Genomic DNA, 16,176 nt, shown 5'->3' with positions numbered 1-16,176 from the left:
CGCCACTCGCAGCATCCAGAACGGGTGATTCTGCTCATTCCGCAGTGAACGAGAGATCGAGCTTCAGAAAAATTCAGAATCAGAATTGTTCGCGAACACTGACAGTCCTGCGTGGACGTTGGTCTTCCGTGTTGTTGGTTCCGTGGAAACACGGGTTTTATGAGAGGAACAGAAATGCCTTTTAAACACCAATTGACCTCGCTGGGATTGCTAGTCCTACGAGTGGCGATCGGCTGCCTGATGCTAGTTCATGGTTTGCAGAAAATTTCCAATTTCGAGACCCTCAAAACCCAGTTTCCCGATCCACTCGGGATGGGAAATCAACTCAGTCTGATGTCCGCCATTGGTGCAGAAGCAGGTTGCTCTGTCCTCTTGATCCTTGGCCTGGGAACGCGACTGGCGGCGATCCCGCTCGCCTTCACGATGATGGTCGCGTTCTTCATCGTACATGCGAAAGACCCCTGGAACGTCAAGGAACTGGCCTGCGCTTACCTGTTCATCTACATCACGTTGATCCTCACCGGTCCGGGAAGTTTTTCATTAGATCACTTGTGGACAAAACGAAAGAGCTCCTCTCCCAACTGACAAACGTCTGTCACACGTCGGGGTTTTTCTCCCGACGTCACTGCACCAGTACGACGTTCATCAGAAACGCGACTCTCAGATTACTTGTCACCGGCGATTTGCTCGCGGCAGATCGCCGGCATTTCCTGAATAGCCCATCGGCTCACGTCGCATCCCCGTGAGTCATTGCACTCAGCCCGTACTGAGCACGAACTGAGACCGCCCGCCACGTGCCTCATACCGGTTCCGCTGTCTGCTTTGGCAAGCCCCCCCTTCTTTGGGTACCAGAGTCGTCGTCGACGAAGGCGATCCCCTTCTCGCGAACGGCTCGTGATGTCGCTGTTGATTCGCACTCGGCGGGTTGTGGCCAACCCGTCCCCAGGGAAATCTTACGCCTCCGGAGAATCTGACATGGTGCCGCAGCAAGTCCTCTACAACGGCAAAATCACCACTCTTTACTCAAAGAAGCCGGAGGTCACCGCATTATCCGTCACCGACGGCGTCATCTCCGCGATCGGCAGCGACGACGAGATCCTGGCCACCGCCGACCAGCACACGGAAAAAATTGACCTGCAGGGCCGCCGAGTCATTCCGGGACTGAATGATTCTCATCTGCATGTCATTCGCGCCGGACTGTTCTACAACCTGGAACTCCGCTGGGATGGCGTTCCCAGCTTGTCCCAGGCTCTTGCCCAACTCAAGGAGCAGGCAGATAACACGCCGCCCCCGCAGTGGGTTCGCGTCATCGGGGGCTGGAACGAGTTTCAATTCGTCGAAGGTCGCATGCCGACCCTGGACGAAATCAATAAAGCCGCTCCCCACACGCCGGTCTTTGTCCTGCATCTCTACGACTCAGCGTTGCTCAATCAGGCGGCCCTGCGGCAGCTTGGCTTCGACCGCGATACCCCTAACCCACCGGGGGGACTGATTGCGCGCGACAGCCGGGGAAATCCGACAGGACTCCTGATTGCCGAACCGAGCGCGCTGATACTTTATTCCACGATTGCGAACGCCCCGAAACTCTCGTTTGAGGACCAGCTCAATTCGACTCGCTTCTATCTGCGCGAGTTGAACCGCTTTGGGATCACCAGCGTGTCCGATGCCGGGGGTGGCGGTCAGAACTATCCCGAAGACTATGCAGTCGTCAAGAATTTGAATGACAACGGGCAACTGACTGTTCGGATTGCCTACAGCCTTTTTGCGCAAAAGCCCGGACAGGAATTGAACGACTACTCCCGCTGGCTCGGCATGACAGCACCGGGAGACGGGGACCACCTGTTACGGGTGAACGGCGCCGGTGAGAATCTGGTCTGGAGTGCGGCTGACTTCGAAAACTTTCTGCAGCCTCGTCCAGACCTGCGTCCCGTGATGGAGCAGGAACTGGAAGCGGTCGTCAGCAAGCTCGCCGAAGCACGCTGGCCCTGGCGAATCCATGCGACCTACGACGAATCGATCGGACGATTCCTCGACATTTTCGAACGCGTGCACCGACAGCATCCGATTAACGACCTTCGCTGGTTCATCGATCACGCCGAGACCGTCTCCGAGAGGAACCTGGAACGAATTCAGGCACTGGGTGGCGGAATCGCAACTCAGCACCGCATGGCCTATCAGGGGGAATACTACATTCGACGGTACGGCCGGGAATCCGCCCGCCGAAAACCACCTCTGCGACAGATGCTGAAGATGGGACTGCCCGTCGGCGCGGGAACCGACGGGACGCGTGTCGCCAGTTATCACCCCTGGACCTGTCTCTGGTGGATGGTGACGTCGAAAACCGTCGGTGGGACTGTGCTGCACGAGGAAGCCGATCGGCTGACCCGCGAGGAAGCCCTGCGACTGTACACGCACGGAAGTGCCTGGTTCAGTCACGAGGACCACTGCAAGGGGACTCTGGAACCGGGCCGCTTTGCGGATCTGGCAGTCCTGAGCGACGATTACTTCCGCATCGACCCGGATGAAATCCGTGGACTGGAAAGTCTCCTGACGATGGTCGGAGGGAAGGTCGTCTACGGGACGGGCGACTTTGCGAGACTCTCCCCTCCCCTCCCTCCGGTCAGTCCGGACTGGTCCCCGGTGGCACGATTCGGCGGATATGACTCACGCAGTCCCGTTCCCCCGGCTCACCACCACACTCCCATTATGGCAGCAGACGGCCGCGTCTGGGAAACCGGTTGTGGCTGCGGCGTCTGAACTCGATCGACTCCGGTTCGCAGTTGCGTCGTCAGCGCAGTCGTCAGGACCGGCCGCGCTGACGACGCATGATATGAGTCATTGCCGATCAACAGACCAGCGACATTGAACGCCTGCGGCGAACCACTTACGATCAGAACCGTGGCCAACCGCCAGTTGACGACATTGTTAAGGGGTGGAATGCTCGACATGCCGAATGCCCTGACCGAGCGAGTCATCGCATCTCGTGATCTCCGAACGCGACAAGGCCCCATGAACAGCACTTCATTTCCGAGCCCTCTTGTGCATCGTCACTCTCCACTTCGCAGTGTTGGTTTACTGCGGCGGGTCCGCCTGCTTCTGGTTCTCGTCGTTGCCATACTCGCCTCGTCCGCCCGCGTTGATGCCGACGAAGTCGTTCGAGTGATGAGCTTCAACATGTGGGTCGGCGGTGATGCCGGCCGTCAGCCGTTTGAACGGACGGTCGAAGTCGTTCGGGCAGCGAAAGCGGACATCGTCGGCCTGCAGGAAACTGGTGGCATCGCACCGCAGGACCAACCCCGGCCTGACCACGCGAGACGACTCGCGGAAGCACTCGGATGGTCCTACCACGAGCAGGGATCTTCCACCGGGATGGCCCGCATCGGAATCATCAGCCGCTATCCGATCACCGGTTCCGTCGGCAAACCCGCCATCGGTGCGACGGTTTCGCTTCCGTCAGGCCGGACCGTCGATGTCTTTAACATCCACATGGCCCATGCCCCCTATTCAGCCCTATCAGTTGCTCAACATCCCGTATGCCGGTGCCCCCTTTCTGAAGACAGCCGAAGAAGCGGTCGCCTCAGCCAACGAGGCCCGGCGCGCTCAAGTCAACGAGGTCCTGCAGGCCCTGAAAAGCTCGAAGTCCTCGCAGCAATTCATCACGGGGGACTTTAATGAACCCTCTTACCTTGACTGGACCGAGGAAGCGGTGCAGGCACTTCACCATCCGCTCGTCGTGGAATGGCCTGCCACAAAAGCTTTTGCCGAGGCGGGATTCCGCGATTCCTACCGCGTCCTCTTTCCGGACCCGGTCAAGCACCCCGGCTTCACCTGGACGACCCTCACCAAGCGAGACAACCCCAAGGACCACCACGACCGGATCGACTTCGTCCTGTCACACGGCCCGGCCACGATTAAAGCGACAGAAATCGTAGGGGACTCGCAGGAAAGCGCCGACATCGTCGTCACCCCCTACCCGTCCGACCATCGCGCCGTCGTGTCAACATTCGTGCTTGAGGGCAAGTAGCATCATCCATCAACGACGATGACGGTCGCGGGAGCAATGTCGCCCGGCGGTGTAGGTCGATTTCGAAAACTTGAAGCTGTCGGATTGAACCGATTGCACGACGTTGTAAGAGAGGCCCTCGCAACAAGAAACTTCCTTCACGCTCTGGCCGATGCGATTCCGGCCTGATCTCGTCGAGATAACAGGACCTCCTTGGAAATCGCGGGCAAACGGGTTGCGAGTCGACACTCCCTGCGACGAACAGGGGGCGAAGTAACATTGCCAAGGGACTAAAATCAGGTCAAATCAATTCGGCAAATCTTCGTAGACTCGACACGGTTTGTGCCAGTCCCTGAGCTTCGAGTGTGGCGAGGTATTCGCCAACGTTTTTAGAAGGGTTCTTGAGACTTTCCCTGTGCCGCTTGGCGACTGCACAGACGATATTGGGCGCCAAGTCGAGTTGGAATGTCAGGAATTCGTCGGGATGCTGGGCCTGGATGCCGTAGGGCTTCAAGTGCTTCTCGGGAAAATCCTTGAGATTGAACGTTACGATCAGGTCCGCTCCAGCGCGAATTGCCGCCGACAGAACATGTCGATCGTCTGGGTCTGGCAGAGTGACTGCATTAATGAGCGTCTCATAGCCGGTCACGAGGCAGTCTCGAACATGAGCGTTCATCAGGTCACGGGTCCTTTTGAGCTGTTCGGGCCTCAAATCCGGACGGTTTTTAAGGACGTTTCTGATCCACTCGTCGTGAATGGCATCCGTCCATTTGGCGCGGTACAGATCCGTGACCGCGAGATGCATCAGCAAATCGCGCAGTGGCGCGGGATAGAAGACGCATGCGTCAAACAAAACCGTGAAATTGTTCACGTCAATAACCCATGTCGAGTTCCTGAGCCTGGGACGCCAATTCGTCTAGCGCCTTCAACCGGTTGCGATCCATTTCCTCCTTGTAACGCATCAAGTCCTTGAAAAGGATACGGCGATGGGTCCCCACCTTACGGAATGGAATCACATTCTTTTCCAACTGCTCGACGAGGAATGGGCGTGAGACATTCAAAATATCGGCGGCCTGTTGCGTCGTGAGTTCAGCATGAACAGGGATCAACGTGACAGCGTTTCCCTTAGCCATCTGCGTGAGAATATCATTCAGCAGGCGGAATGCGGACTCGGGAATTGAGACAGTTTCTTCAGGCGCGTCTTCAGGTTGAATTCTAAACTGCAGAGGCTTCTTTTGATTCCTTGCGATGAACCGTGTCAGCCGTCGACTGCTCTCCTGGGCGAGAAGTGCATCATCAGGCGTTGGCGTTACGGTTTCCGGAAAATCACTTAATAGTGTCACCATGTCATTTGTTCCCTCCAGCGCAATGATTTCATATAGCCGCAGCAAATGCAACATTCGAAATAAACGAAAATCTATTATCACTGAACAAATCAGCCCTAATTCCCCATCGAAAACCTGGGCGACACGTTCGCTGCCCCTTCACGCTTCGTTCAGAACTCGGCGCGGAGAAATGACGTGAGTTGATCCTTCCCTGGCGCCCCATTTCTGCCCCTTGACCCGCCCCATTTAGTTGCATATACATCTTCATGGCGGGGCTCTGCGACAGGGATTTGGGGATTTCATGGATTCGACGAAACGACGGGTGCACTATGCGTGGATCATTGCGGGACTGACTTTCCTGGTGGTGATCTGTTCGGCCGGTGTCCGTTCCGCCCCCAGTGTGCTGATCGTCCCGCTGGAAACGGAGTTTGGCTGGGATCGCGCGACCATCTCGGCGGCGATTTCCATTAATCTCATGCTGTACGGTCTCATCGGCCCCTTTGCGGCGGCGCTGATGGAATGGATCGGTGTCAAGAAGACCATCCTGATCTCACTGACAATCATTGCGACGGGAGTTGCTCTGACCGCCACCATGTCGGCTCCGTGGCAGTTGATGCTGCTGTGGGGAGTCGTCGTCGGCACCGGATCCGGGATGACGGCTCTGGTGCTCGCCGCGACGGTGGTAAACCGCTGGTTTGTCACGCAGCGCGGTCTGGTGCTGGGGTTGCTGACGGCCGGCACGGCCACCGGTCAACTGATCTTTCTGCCGATCATGGCGTGGATCATCAAACAGTCAGGCTGGCGTCCGGCCGTGTTGCTGATTGCGGGAACGATGGCGCTGCTGATTCCGCTGCTCATGCTGCTGTTCAAGGAACGGCCTTCCGAGGTCGGTCTGCTTCCCGTGGGCGATTTTTTGTCCGAAACCACTTCTGCCGAGGCCGCAGGGTCCTCGACCGTGCGGGTATCGAACCCGGTACAAGAGGCGATTGCGGCACTGCGGGACGGCTTCCGTTCGCGGAACTTCTGGCTGCTGGCGGGGAGTTTCTACGTCTGCGGGGCCAGTACGAATGGACTCGTTGGAACCCATCTGATTCCCGCCTGTCTGGATGTCGGCATGCCGGAAGTCCGCGCGGCAGGCCTCCTGGCGATGATGGGAATTTTTGATCTGGTCGGAACGACCGCTTCGGGCTGGATGTCCGATCGTATGGACAACCGGGTGCTGCTGAGCTGGTACTACGGGCTGCGAGGGTTGTCGCTGATCTTCCTTCCTTTCGCGCTGGTGGAAGGGACGTGGGGTCTGACGCTGTTTGCGGTCTTCTTCGGTCTCGACTGGATCGCCACCGTCCCACCGACGGTGCGACTGACGGCCGATACGTTCGGGCGTGCGCGAGCCGGGATCATGTTCGGCTGGATTGTCGCCGCCCATCAACTGGGTGCCGCCTCGGCCGCGTTTGGAGCAGGTGCCATTCGGTCATGGAGCGGCAGCTACGAACGGGCATTCCTCATTTCCGGAGGTCTGTGCCTGTTGACTGCGGCAATGGTCCTCCAAATCCGGAAGGTCTCGACTCACACACCAAACGAGGACGCAGTGGAAGCCCCCCGTCCCGCACCGGATGCCCACTGGAAACTGGAATCGTCGTCATGAAACACTTCGTTACATGGTGCCTGGTCGTTGGTGGCGTCACAGCACTGGTGGCGGCCGTCGCGATTCCTTTCAAATCCGGACATCCCGTCACGCGCTACATGCAGGATGCGGCCGATGCCGTGGCGGGAAAAACAGTGGTGCCGGCACTCGAATCGGATGACGTTCGACCGCAAGTCATCATCTTCATCCTGCCCGATTGTCCGTGCAGCGAAGACTACGAACCCTTCACCCATGAACTGTTCCGAGCTTACGGCGATCATGTCGATTTCCAGGGAATTGTGGCGGGAACAGACGACGAAGCCCGCGCCTGGCGAGAAAAGCACAAGACCCCCTTCCCTGTTGTGGCGGACCCCGAGGGGGAGATCGCAGCGAAGTACGACGCCAAGCGATCCGCGTACACGGCGCTCGTCGTGGACAGAACTATCGTCCAGAAACTGTGGCCCGGTTATTCGAGCGACATGCTCGAGGAGGTCGGCACGCTTGCCGCAGCGGCGGCGCAGGTTCCGCCTGTCCCGTTTAACACCACCGGAGCCCCCGCGAAACTGACATCCGGCTGCTACATCGGTCCTTGATCTCGTGACCGGCGTGGTAATGATTGATCTCTCATACGGAACTCGGAAGAAGTCTTCTTCACCCACTCAATTGCCGGCAATGTGAGCGACGATACGGATTCTCTGCGTGAGTAAGGCATGCCGGTCCTGTGAGCTGGACGAGTTTCGGACACATTGCGGTGCCGTTTCGATTGAGATGCGCAATGGCGGACCGGCACACGCTTCGCGACAGACCGTCAAAGACAGGTTGATCACAGCCGAAGAGATACTTAAGGCATTCCCATGAAGTCACTTTCACAGATTCCTTTCTCGATCCTCGATCTCGCCCCGATTCGTCTAGGAGGCACGGCGGCCGAATCATTCCGGGAATCACTCGACCTGGCTCAGCACGGCGAACGTTGGGGCTACCACCGCTACTGGCTGGCCGAGCATCACAGTCTGCCCGGGATCGCCAGTGCCGCAACCTCGGTCGTGATTGGCTATATCGCCGGAGGAACATCCCGCATCCGTGTCGGTTCGGGGGGAATCATGCTGCCGAACCATGCGCCGCTGGTCATCGCGGAACAGTTCGGTACGCTCGCTTCGCTTTATCCCGGTCGCATCGACCTGGGGATCGGACGCGCGCCGGGTGGCGATCAGCGAACGGCCCGAGCACTCGGCCGGTCAGCGACTCGGAATGGTGAAACGTTTCCACGGGACCTGGAGGAACTGCGTGGCTACTTCCAGCCGGGGGGGCCCGGAAATGGAGTCCATGCGGTACCAGGTGAAGGTCTCGACGTGCCAATCTGGCTACTGGGTTCCAGCGACTTCAGCGCGCGACTTGCCGGGGAACTGGGGCTCCCCTTTGCTTTCGCCTCGCACTTTGCTCCCGAGTACCTGTTGCCTGCGCTCGCGTTGTATCGCGCCTGTTTCGAACCATCAGATGCGTTGCAGGAACCGCGCGTTGCCGTGGCCGTCAACACGGTCGCGGCAGACACCGATGAGGAAGCAACTCGTCTGTTCACAACACTGCAGCAGGCGTTTCTGAATCTGGTTCGCGGAACACCGGGCCTGTTTCCTCCTGCGGTCGATTCGATGCAGGGTCGCTGGAATCCGCTGGAGCGGGAACAGGTCAAACAAATGACGCGCTACTCAGCCGTCGGGGGGCTCGAACGAGTCACCGACAAATTGAACGAGATTGTTGCCTCGACGGACGCGGACGAACTGATTCTCGTTGGACCGATCGAGAATCATGCCGCCCGTCTGCGGTCGTTCGAGATCGTGGCCGGGTTACAACGTCAGTCGTAACGCGATAGGACGTCTCAACGTGCAGGCGAGGTATTATTCAAACCGCGTGGTCCCGTAGATCTTTTCACTGATCAGGGAACTATCCCCAATTCCTGAGCGGGTGGCAGGCATGTCTGGTTGGCAATATTTTGCGATCGCCTCTGCGTTTTTTGCAGGATTGACGGCCCTGTTCGGCAAGCTGGGCGTCGCACAGATCAACTCCAATCTGGCGACCCTGATTCGGACCGCCGTCATTCTTGGAATGACGACGCTCATCGTTGCCTGGCGGGATGAGTGGGAACCGCTGAGCAAGCTGTCGCTGCGATCGGTGACGTTCCTCGTCCTGTCTGCCGTCGCCACGGGTCTATCGTGGCTGTGTTATTACCGGGCGCTCCAACTGGGCCCCGCATCTCAGGTCGCGCCCGTGGATAAGTTGAGTCTCGTCTTCGTCATCATCCTCGCGTGGTTGTTTCTGGGCGAAGCACTGACGTGGAGAACGGCCGCAGGCGGCCTGCTGGTGCTCAGCGGGGTGCTACTGCTCGCGAAATCGTGACCCCTGATTTCGTGACTCATCCATCCTGACTTTGGGTCACTGCGTTGGACTTCGGAGCAGTGTGCCGGGTTCAATCCAGCTTCTTCCGGTTCGCTCCGGGAACCCACAAGACGTCCCCTTTTCCCTCGTCGTTGGCAGAGCGAGCCAGGACGAACAGCAAGTCCGACAATCGATTGAGGTAAATCAGAATCTGCGTGTTGATCGATTCCACCTCCATCAGTCGCAGGACTTCAATTTCTGCCCGCCGGCAAATCGTGCGCGAGACGTGCAACTGGGCTGACGCGGGTGTTCCCCCGGGCAGGATGAAACTCGTCAATGGTTCCAGTCGGGTATTGGCGCGGTCGATCCAGCTTTCAAGTTGTTCAACCTGGTCCGCTGTGACACGGAGCGGGGTGTAGGCGAGAGGAGTCTCGGATTCGGGGACACACAGGTCCGCCCCGACATCAAACAAGTCGTTCTGAATCAACGTCAGCATCGACGTAATTTCGGTCGACGGACTGGCACACAATGCCACACCGAGCGACGAATTCAGTTCATCAACGGTCCCATAAGCGACGATTCGGGGATCGGTCTTGCGCACCCGGCGACCATCCCCCAGAGAGGTCTCACCAGTGTCGCCCGTTTTCGTATAGATGCGATTCAAATAGACCATGTCAGAGCGTCACTGAAAAAAGGCGTACGGCGAGAATAGACGTAGAGCGAAGTTACTCTTCGCGATCGTAGAGCGGACCGGAGATCCGGATCGGGCGAATATCCAGACGGATATTGACCACCGTGTAATCATCACCGCCGTAACTTTCTGTGTACCACGCGACGCTCTCGTCATCGCGAGAAAACTTGAACTCAAAGCCGTCAACGGGATGTTTGCGAGCGGCATATCCGTCGAAGGCCAGCCCCGTCGCAATGGGACTGACACTCTCCATCAGACGTCCCATCATGTCGATAATGGTCGTGTTCGCCAGAATATCGTTGTAGAACAGCGGACGTCGCAGACCCGGCCGATATTCGGGCGACTTCGGATCCAGCTTTTCATCGTCCAGCTTTTCCTGAGCGGGAATGACTTCCATGGTTTTCAGGTCGAAGCGATCACCCCGATCCAGATACGTCAGTCGCGCGTTTTTCAGATTGAAACGACCTAGTGAGGGATCGTGTTCGGCTTGAGAGAGATCCAGGACAAGTGCCCCCTTGTAGCCAATGACACGAACGTCCTTTCCATTTGTGACGATGATGGCTGAATTCTCGTCGACGCCAATCCCGAACTTGAAACCCTGGTCCTGCATGGCGACCAGCGTCCGCGCGAATCGCCCCCGCACGAACAGGTGCTGATCGACGAACCATTCACCGTCGAGGAACCCCAGTCCCCGGTCGATCTCTTTGCCCCACTGAACCCCTTTCAGCATGGTATCCAGGACCGACTCGGCATCGCGGTACATGACGCGGCTCATCACGGCGGCCCCGGCACTGGTTCCTGCTATGACGCCGCCGCGGCGATAGACTTCCCACATCGCGTCCAGCATCGGGGTGTGCTGACCGTCAGCGGTGAAGAGCGCTTTGACGATCTTGTCCTGCTCTCCCCCAATCAGAAATATGCCGGTCGCCTCGCGGACCTGGGCGACAAGATCGGGATCCGATACGGCTTCAACGGGCTTGATCGGGATCTTTCGCCAGGCGACGGGGACCAGAAAGGCATCGGCACCCGCATTGTTCAGCGCCGTAATGACCCAGCCCCCTTTCTGGACAGGGTCACCGCTCGCGGTCGGAAACACGGCGATCCGTGCCCCGGGCCCGCCCGCCAGTTCCACGATCTCGTCCCAGTACTCGCGGTGATTGAATCGTTCCGATCCCCCCAGGATGACCAGGGAGCCCTTAATCTGCGTTTCGGGGGGACTGCTGACTTCCTCTGACCATCCAGCGCGTGACAAGGTGCACACTGCCAGACAGACGAATGCGATGCATCTCAGCGGCACGCCCAGAAAAGAGAGCGAACATAGAGAAAGTTTGCGGGGGCGAATGGAGACGGATCGCGAGGCCGCAGCTGCAGATCGAAGGAGGGGAGCTACACGTCTGAGTGGCGGGCTCGCCTTCAGGCAGTCCACGAACACAAACCTCCCTGACGTTAGGCAATTGGATGGCGACAGAATAATCCTGCTACTCCTGTGGCTCATGCTCTTCACATCCCTGTGGCTGGCAACCACTCCGCTCGGTGCCCAAGTCCCGCTCAGTCACGACCGGTGCCGAACCTGATTCTCAATCCCGGCGGACACAACTGGATCATTTGAGTCAGTTCATCCTCGATCCAGCCATCTCAAATTATACGCTGCCGGGCCGGAAATCGACTACAGTGGATCGTCAGCCCCTTGTCAATGCAAAGTGATCAGGCGTCACAGGCCCCCAGCAGCGGACAGCTTCTCCCTTTCACCGGGATCATTCATGGAAAAATAGTGCGATCAGGAAGACCCGAAGGTCAGAAGATCGGATTTCCGCAGAACGGAGAATTGTCATTACTCCACCCTTTTTTCCGGGTTGAAGAGATTTTCAGCGACATCGGCCCGTCGAGGAGCTAAAATTGGTGTAGTAGATTTCGGAAGCAGATTGCCGTAAAACGGAACACAAGTTTCTGGACAGATGTTATTGAACGTCCTTCCAGCCTCGGGTGACGTTCAACCAGCCGAAAGGTACTCGAGTTTTCGGAGGTTCAGGTTGAGGGACGTAACATGCGCGAATTGAGGAACACGCAACGCCGTCGACGCCTGAGGATTATCAAGGCGAAAGACGCTCGTTCAGAAGAGCGTATCCGCAGCGTCGGCTCGTCATCCGAGAATCCCGCAAACTTAACGAGATCACGCGAGACCGCCGAGCAGAATCGAAAACGACTCGCGGCCGATTGCCAGGCTCAAATTCCCGTTCGGCTGCGCATCGAACACCCTGCGCAGGAGTCGCTGCAAATGCAGATGGGCCGGGCCCATCTGTTGATCGGCAGTGATCCCAGTTGTGACATTCAGCTCGACCACGCGGCCGTTCATCCACAACATGCTGCGCTGCAGTGGATCGACGGGCATCTCTTTTACTTGGATCTTTCCCCAAAAACGGCGAATGACGCACACGCAAGATCTGCGGGGCACTGGGTTGACCACCGTCCCATCTCGATCGGTCCCTTTCAGCTGTTCCGCGAGGATCTTCAGGTTCCGACCCCTCCCGTCGCTTCACCACTGGAGCGTTCTCCGGTTCTGACCTCGCACGTTCCTCAACTCGCATTGCAGTTCCTCGGCGTCGAGCAGAGCGATAACAAGTGGCCCATCAACCGGCTGTTGACCATGGTCGGTCGGGGGTCGCAGTGCAAGCTTCGGCTCAATCACCCGTCCATGCCGCACGTGCAGGCGTGTCTGATCCGCACCGAGCAGAGTTGCTGGCTGATCGATGTTGTGCGCGCCGGTACCACCGGGGTGAATGGTCGAGCCATTCGCCTCGCCCCGATCAGCGTCGGCGATGTACTGCAGCTGGGACCCTTTCGGGTGGAAGTGGTCGAAACGACCTTTGCTCCGCTCCCCGCCCCGCCGCCGCCCGTTGTGAAGGAAGAAACCCCTCCGCGGAACAAAGTAAAGCTCTTCGCTCCAGGTAATTCTGACCTCGCACTCCCGCAGCGTGCGGGTGCCCGCAAAACAGCGACGCCCCCCAAATCCGCTTCCCTGGTCGACTCATCCGATTCCGGTTCGGCAATCACAGAAATCTCGCGGAACAGCTCGCCTGCTAACGGTGCCGCGAAGCGTGCGATTCCGGCCACAACCATCCTGGAAACAGGGCGGTCTGCTCAACTGAAAATGCCCAGCCGTGGGATCGATCCTCCCCACACGCATCACACTCCAGAGAAAACCGAAACAGGGTCATCCGATTCTCTTGAGAATGCGTCGATCCCCTTTCCGCAGGAGTCGCCGCGAGCGGAAGAGAAGTCGGCGTCCAGAATGGAAGAGCGGACAAGTCCACACGTCCTGGACGAGACCCCTTCGGATGTCGGTCCAGCCATCAGCCCGGTCGTCAGTCCCACCGACACCACGTCCCTTACGGACAATGTCGACGAATTCCTGCGGGGACATCTGTCACAACTGGCTCAACTCCAGTCAAACCTGGATCGCCTGAAGCAGGTCTGCACAAGGCCTTCACGCCGCGCCATGTCCAAACGGGTCCGTGCTCAACTGGAAACATCGCTCCAGGAAACCATCCAGACCCAGCAACAGTTGCAGGAATCCGTTTCAAACTTCGCAAAATCGCTGAAGCAGTGATCCTGCCGCAAGTTTGGCAGTCCCCCCGGGTGGCAGACTTCGCCGTAACGCTGAGCGCACTGATTCCTATCGCCGCTCGTTGATTGTGAGCAACGCCCCCTCACGGGCATTCGCGCAAGGGCGAAACACACGTTGGTTGCCGTGCTTATTCAGCGACGCCAAGCGTCGAGTCAGTTCATCCTGACTCGACCGCTTCCGCCATCGATGACCGAGACCTTCGGTTCTGTTGTTCCCCCCTGACCAGCTCAGCCACGCAGGGTGGCGGCGAGTTGGCTGGAACAGGCGGAAATCACCGACTGTTGTGCCGCTTCGATCTCTTCGCTGGTGAGCGTTCGATCAGAGCGATACCCAACCGTGACAACGTAGGACTTTTTCCCTTCGGGAATCTGCTTCCCGCGATACTGTCCCCCGAACGAAACAGACGCGAGCAGTGGTCCCGCCGCCTTGCGGACGGTCTCTTCCAGGTTCGCCCACGTCACCGGTTCATCCAGAACGAAGTTCAGGTCACGCACCGAAAGCTGTTGCGTGGGGAGGTCACGGAACTGGGGAATCAGGTCCGCGTGGGCCTCAAGGACAGCCAGATCCAGTTCCGCAATTGAAACCGTATCACGCAGGTCGAGCTGGTCGGTGACGGAGCGGTCGAGTTCCCCCATCCAACCCCACAAGTCTCCGTTCAGATAAACTTCGGCACCGCGTCCGGGGACGTACTGCGGCCCATCCGTCGGCCGGACAGTCAGATCGATCGAAGGATTCACACGGCTGGCGACCTGTTCGATCACTCCTTTCAATTCCTGGAACGATCGACCACTGACACAGCCCAGCATTCGGGGCTCGGCCTGCTGTTCAGGAATCGACTTATCCGTTGAAAGGTAGACGCGGGCAATCTCGAACAATTGCGCATTGAACTGACCATGACGCTCGTTCTCGCGCCGTGAAACCAGCAGACTGGGAATCAGACTCTGACGCAACCGACTGAACTCGGGGAAGTCCGAATGCTCGATCGTGAGTGAGGGGAGTTCCCCACGCGGAGTGAACAGTTTTCGCTCCGTCTCATTGACGAGTGACACGGTGAGCGCTTCGTAGAATCCCGACGCGGTCAGCGTCTCGCGGACTCGATCACTCACCCGGTCCTGGAATCGCTTTTTGCTGGCACACAGCGGGACAGCCGCATCGGCAGGAATCTGATCGTAGCCGTAGATCCGAATCACTTCCTCGATCAGATCCACTTCCCGGGTCAGATCCAGACGATGCGAGGGAACGTGGAACAAGGCGGACTGATCACCATCTCGCGACTGCAGCTTCAGTCCCAGGTCTTCCAAGATGCGGACTGCTTCCTCAGCAGGGATGTCGATTCCCAGAATGCGCCGCAACTGAGGGAAGCGGAACAACACCGGTTCACGCTGCGCGGCAGGGGCCGTTCCCGCGAAGACCGGTTCCGCAAGCAGTTCACCCCCGGCGAGTTCCAGAATCAGTTCGCAGCAGCGGCGGCTGGCCCAATCGGGTCCGTGCGGATCGAGGGCTCGTTCGAATCGATAAGACGAATCGCTGCGCAGCTTCAATTTGCGGGAAGCGTTGCGGATCGCCAACGGTGAAAACAGAGCCGCCTCAATCAGCACATTGCGAGTCGCCGTCGTAATCTCGGTCTCGGCCCCTCCCATGACTCCCGCGATGGCAACGGGTCGTTCCGCATCGGCAATCACGCACATCTCAGGAGTCAAAACGTACTCTTTGTGATCGATTGCCTGAAGCTTTTCATTGGGACGAGCCCGCCGGACAACGATCTTCTGTCCTTTCAGCTTGTCGAAATCGAATGCATGCAAAGGCTGCCCGCATTCCATCAGGACATAATTGGTAATGTCGACGATGTTGTTGATGGAGGCGATTCCAACGGTCTGCAGCCTCGAAACCAGCCATGCGGGACTGGGACCGACTTTGACTCCCCGGATCACGCGAGCGTGATACTGCGAACAGAGGTCAGCGGCCTCGATGGCGACGGAGGTGACCGATGCGGTCGTGGTGGTCCCAGCGCGTGGCGCGGCGGCGGGTACCTTGAGCGGCTTCTGGTAAAGCACGGCCGCTTCCCGTGCCACACCGAGATGGCCGAGACAGTCAGGACGATTACTGGTTACTTCCAGGTCGATGCAGAAATCTCCGTCCACCTCGTGAAACTCTTCGAGGTTCAGCCCGGACATCGTCAGACGGTCGGACAGTTCCCCAACCGCAACACCAGGCGAGACATATTCCTGCAACCAGTTCCAGCTAATCAGCATTTCTCTTCACCATCTTCCACAACACGGATACCACAATCCGCGAAGGTTCTCAGTTACACAGATCAAACGGGTGCCCAATTTAAGGGGGAAGCGTGTCACATTAGCCACAGACAGTCAAGATGCGCGATTGTTCGAGCAAATTGCCAGACGTGAATGGAGGCCTCGATCGAACCGGAAACTCTCCACCACCCGAGGCCATGTTGACGCACCCTCGCCGACGAGATCCCTCTGCGGCCCGATCGGGTGCCTTGCCAGAAGGAAACCTCTGTGTGTTACCCCTGTCCCC

The 16,176-nt window shown here is 58.3% G+C and carries 13 protein-coding genes and 1 pseudogene; 9 read left to right on the top strand and 5 right to left on the bottom strand.

Annotated elements, in window-relative coordinates; translation table 11 throughout:
* Positions 1 to 174 precede the first annotated feature (174 nt).
* The 4 genes and pseudogenes from ACGY09_RS14625 to ACGY09_RS14610 all read left to right on the top strand — a co-directional run bounded on the left by ACGY09_RS14625 (position 175) and on the right by ACGY09_RS14610 (position 4,024).
* Positions 175 to 585 carry a DoxX family protein gene (locus ACGY09_RS14625; RefSeq protein WP_397568310.1) on the top strand — a complete coding sequence of 137 codons (411 nt, stop codon included), beginning with the start codon at positions 175 to 177 and terminating at the stop codon, positions 583 to 585.
* 390 nt (positions 586 to 975) lie between these two features.
* Entirely contained in the window at positions 976 to 2,757 is a 1,782-nt protein-coding gene (locus ACGY09_RS14620; protein WP_397568309.1) for an amidohydrolase, read from the top strand.
* A gap of 180 nt (positions 2,758 to 2,937) precedes the next feature.
* Positions 2,938 to 3,363 (top strand): annotated as a pseudogene (locus ACGY09_RS14615) (endonuclease/exonuclease/phosphatase family protein); the annotation flags it as partial.
* 106 nt (positions 3,364 to 3,469) lie between these two features.
* Complete coding sequence (locus tag ACGY09_RS14610; protein WP_397568308.1) at positions 3,470 to 4,024, top strand: endonuclease/exonuclease/phosphatase family protein; 555 nt, start codon at positions 3,470 to 3,472, stop codon at positions 4,022 to 4,024.
* Between the two features lie 280 nt (positions 4,025 to 4,304).
* Here ACGY09_RS14610 and ACGY09_RS14605 read toward each other — a convergent pair whose 3' ends face one another.
* Positions 4,305 to 4,874, bottom strand: coding sequence for a putative toxin-antitoxin system toxin component, PIN family (locus ACGY09_RS14605; protein ID WP_397568307.1), 570 nt, complete (start codon positions 4,872 to 4,874; stop codon positions 4,305 to 4,307).
* A 1-nt stretch (position 4,875) separates the two neighbouring features.
* The gene (locus tag ACGY09_RS14600; RefSeq protein WP_397568306.1) at positions 4,876 to 5,349 is read right to left on the bottom strand and encodes an excisionase family DNA-binding protein; all 474 of its coding nucleotides are present in this window, start codon (positions 5,347 to 5,349) and stop codon (positions 4,876 to 4,878) included.
* A gap of 280 nt (positions 5,350 to 5,629) precedes the next feature.
* Here ACGY09_RS14600 and ACGY09_RS14595 point away from each other — a divergent pair, with 280 nt between their 5' ends.
* The 4 genes from ACGY09_RS14595 to ACGY09_RS14580 all read left to right on the top strand — a co-directional run bounded on the left by ACGY09_RS14595 (position 5,630) and on the right by ACGY09_RS14580 (position 9,343).
* Entirely contained in the window at positions 5,630 to 6,973 is a 1,344-nt protein-coding gene (locus tag ACGY09_RS14595; RefSeq protein ID WP_373649500.1) for an MFS transporter, read from the top strand.
* Positions 6,970 to 7,545 (top strand): peroxiredoxin family protein, encoded by a 576-nt coding sequence (locus tag ACGY09_RS14590; protein WP_373649501.1) that lies wholly within the window; start codon positions 6,970 to 6,972, stop codon positions 7,543 to 7,545. The genes ACGY09_RS14595 and ACGY09_RS14590 overlap by 4 nt, the downstream gene beginning before the upstream one ends.
* Before the next feature lie 261 nt (positions 7,546 to 7,806).
* On the top strand, positions 7,807 to 8,811 hold the full coding sequence (locus tag ACGY09_RS14585) for an LLM class flavin-dependent oxidoreductase (RefSeq protein WP_397568305.1): 1,005 nt from the start codon (positions 7,807 to 7,809) through the stop codon (positions 8,809 to 8,811).
* 109 nt (positions 8,812 to 8,920) lie between these two features.
* Entirely contained in the window at positions 8,921 to 9,343 is a 423-nt protein-coding gene (locus ACGY09_RS14580; protein ID WP_373649503.1) for an EamA family transporter, read from the top strand.
* A 70-nt stretch (positions 9,344 to 9,413) separates the two neighbouring features.
* Here ACGY09_RS14580 and ACGY09_RS14575 read toward each other — a convergent pair whose 3' ends face one another.
* Both ACGY09_RS14575 and ACGY09_RS14570 read right to left on the bottom strand, forming a co-directional pair.
* Positions 9,414 to 9,995 carry a cob(I)yrinic acid a,c-diamide adenosyltransferase gene (locus tag ACGY09_RS14575; protein ID WP_397568304.1) on the bottom strand — a complete coding sequence of 194 codons (582 nt, stop codon included), beginning with the start codon at positions 9,993 to 9,995 and terminating at the stop codon, positions 9,414 to 9,416.
* A 52-nt stretch (positions 9,996 to 10,047) separates the two neighbouring features.
* Positions 10,048 to 11,265, bottom strand: a complete 1,218-nt coding sequence (locus ACGY09_RS14570; protein ID WP_397568303.1) for a cyanophycinase — start codon at positions 11,263 to 11,265, stop codon at positions 10,048 to 10,050.
* Between the two features lie 792 nt (positions 11,266 to 12,057).
* Here ACGY09_RS14570 and ACGY09_RS14565 point away from each other — a divergent pair.
* Positions 12,058 to 13,620 (top strand): FHA domain-containing protein, encoded by a 1,563-nt coding sequence (locus ACGY09_RS14565; protein WP_397568302.1) that lies wholly within the window; start codon positions 12,058 to 12,060, stop codon positions 13,618 to 13,620.
* A gap of 245 nt (positions 13,621 to 13,865) precedes the next feature.
* Here the strand turns inward: ACGY09_RS14565 and pheT are convergent, their stop codons facing one another.
* Positions 13,866 to 15,890 (bottom strand): phenylalanine--tRNA ligase subunit beta, encoded by a 2,025-nt coding sequence (gene pheT / locus ACGY09_RS14560; protein ID WP_397568301.1) that lies wholly within the window; start codon positions 15,888 to 15,890, stop codon positions 13,866 to 13,868.
* Positions 15,891 to 16,176: the final 286 nt, after the last annotated feature.

The organism is Schlesneria sphaerica (genome assembly GCF_044336245.1).
Classification (GTDB): domain Bacteria; phylum Planctomycetota; class Planctomycetia; order Planctomycetales; family Planctomycetaceae; genus Schlesneria; species Schlesneria sphaerica.
Note: the sequence above shows the minus strand (reverse complement) of the source record. Positions and strands in the feature narration are given on the sequence as shown.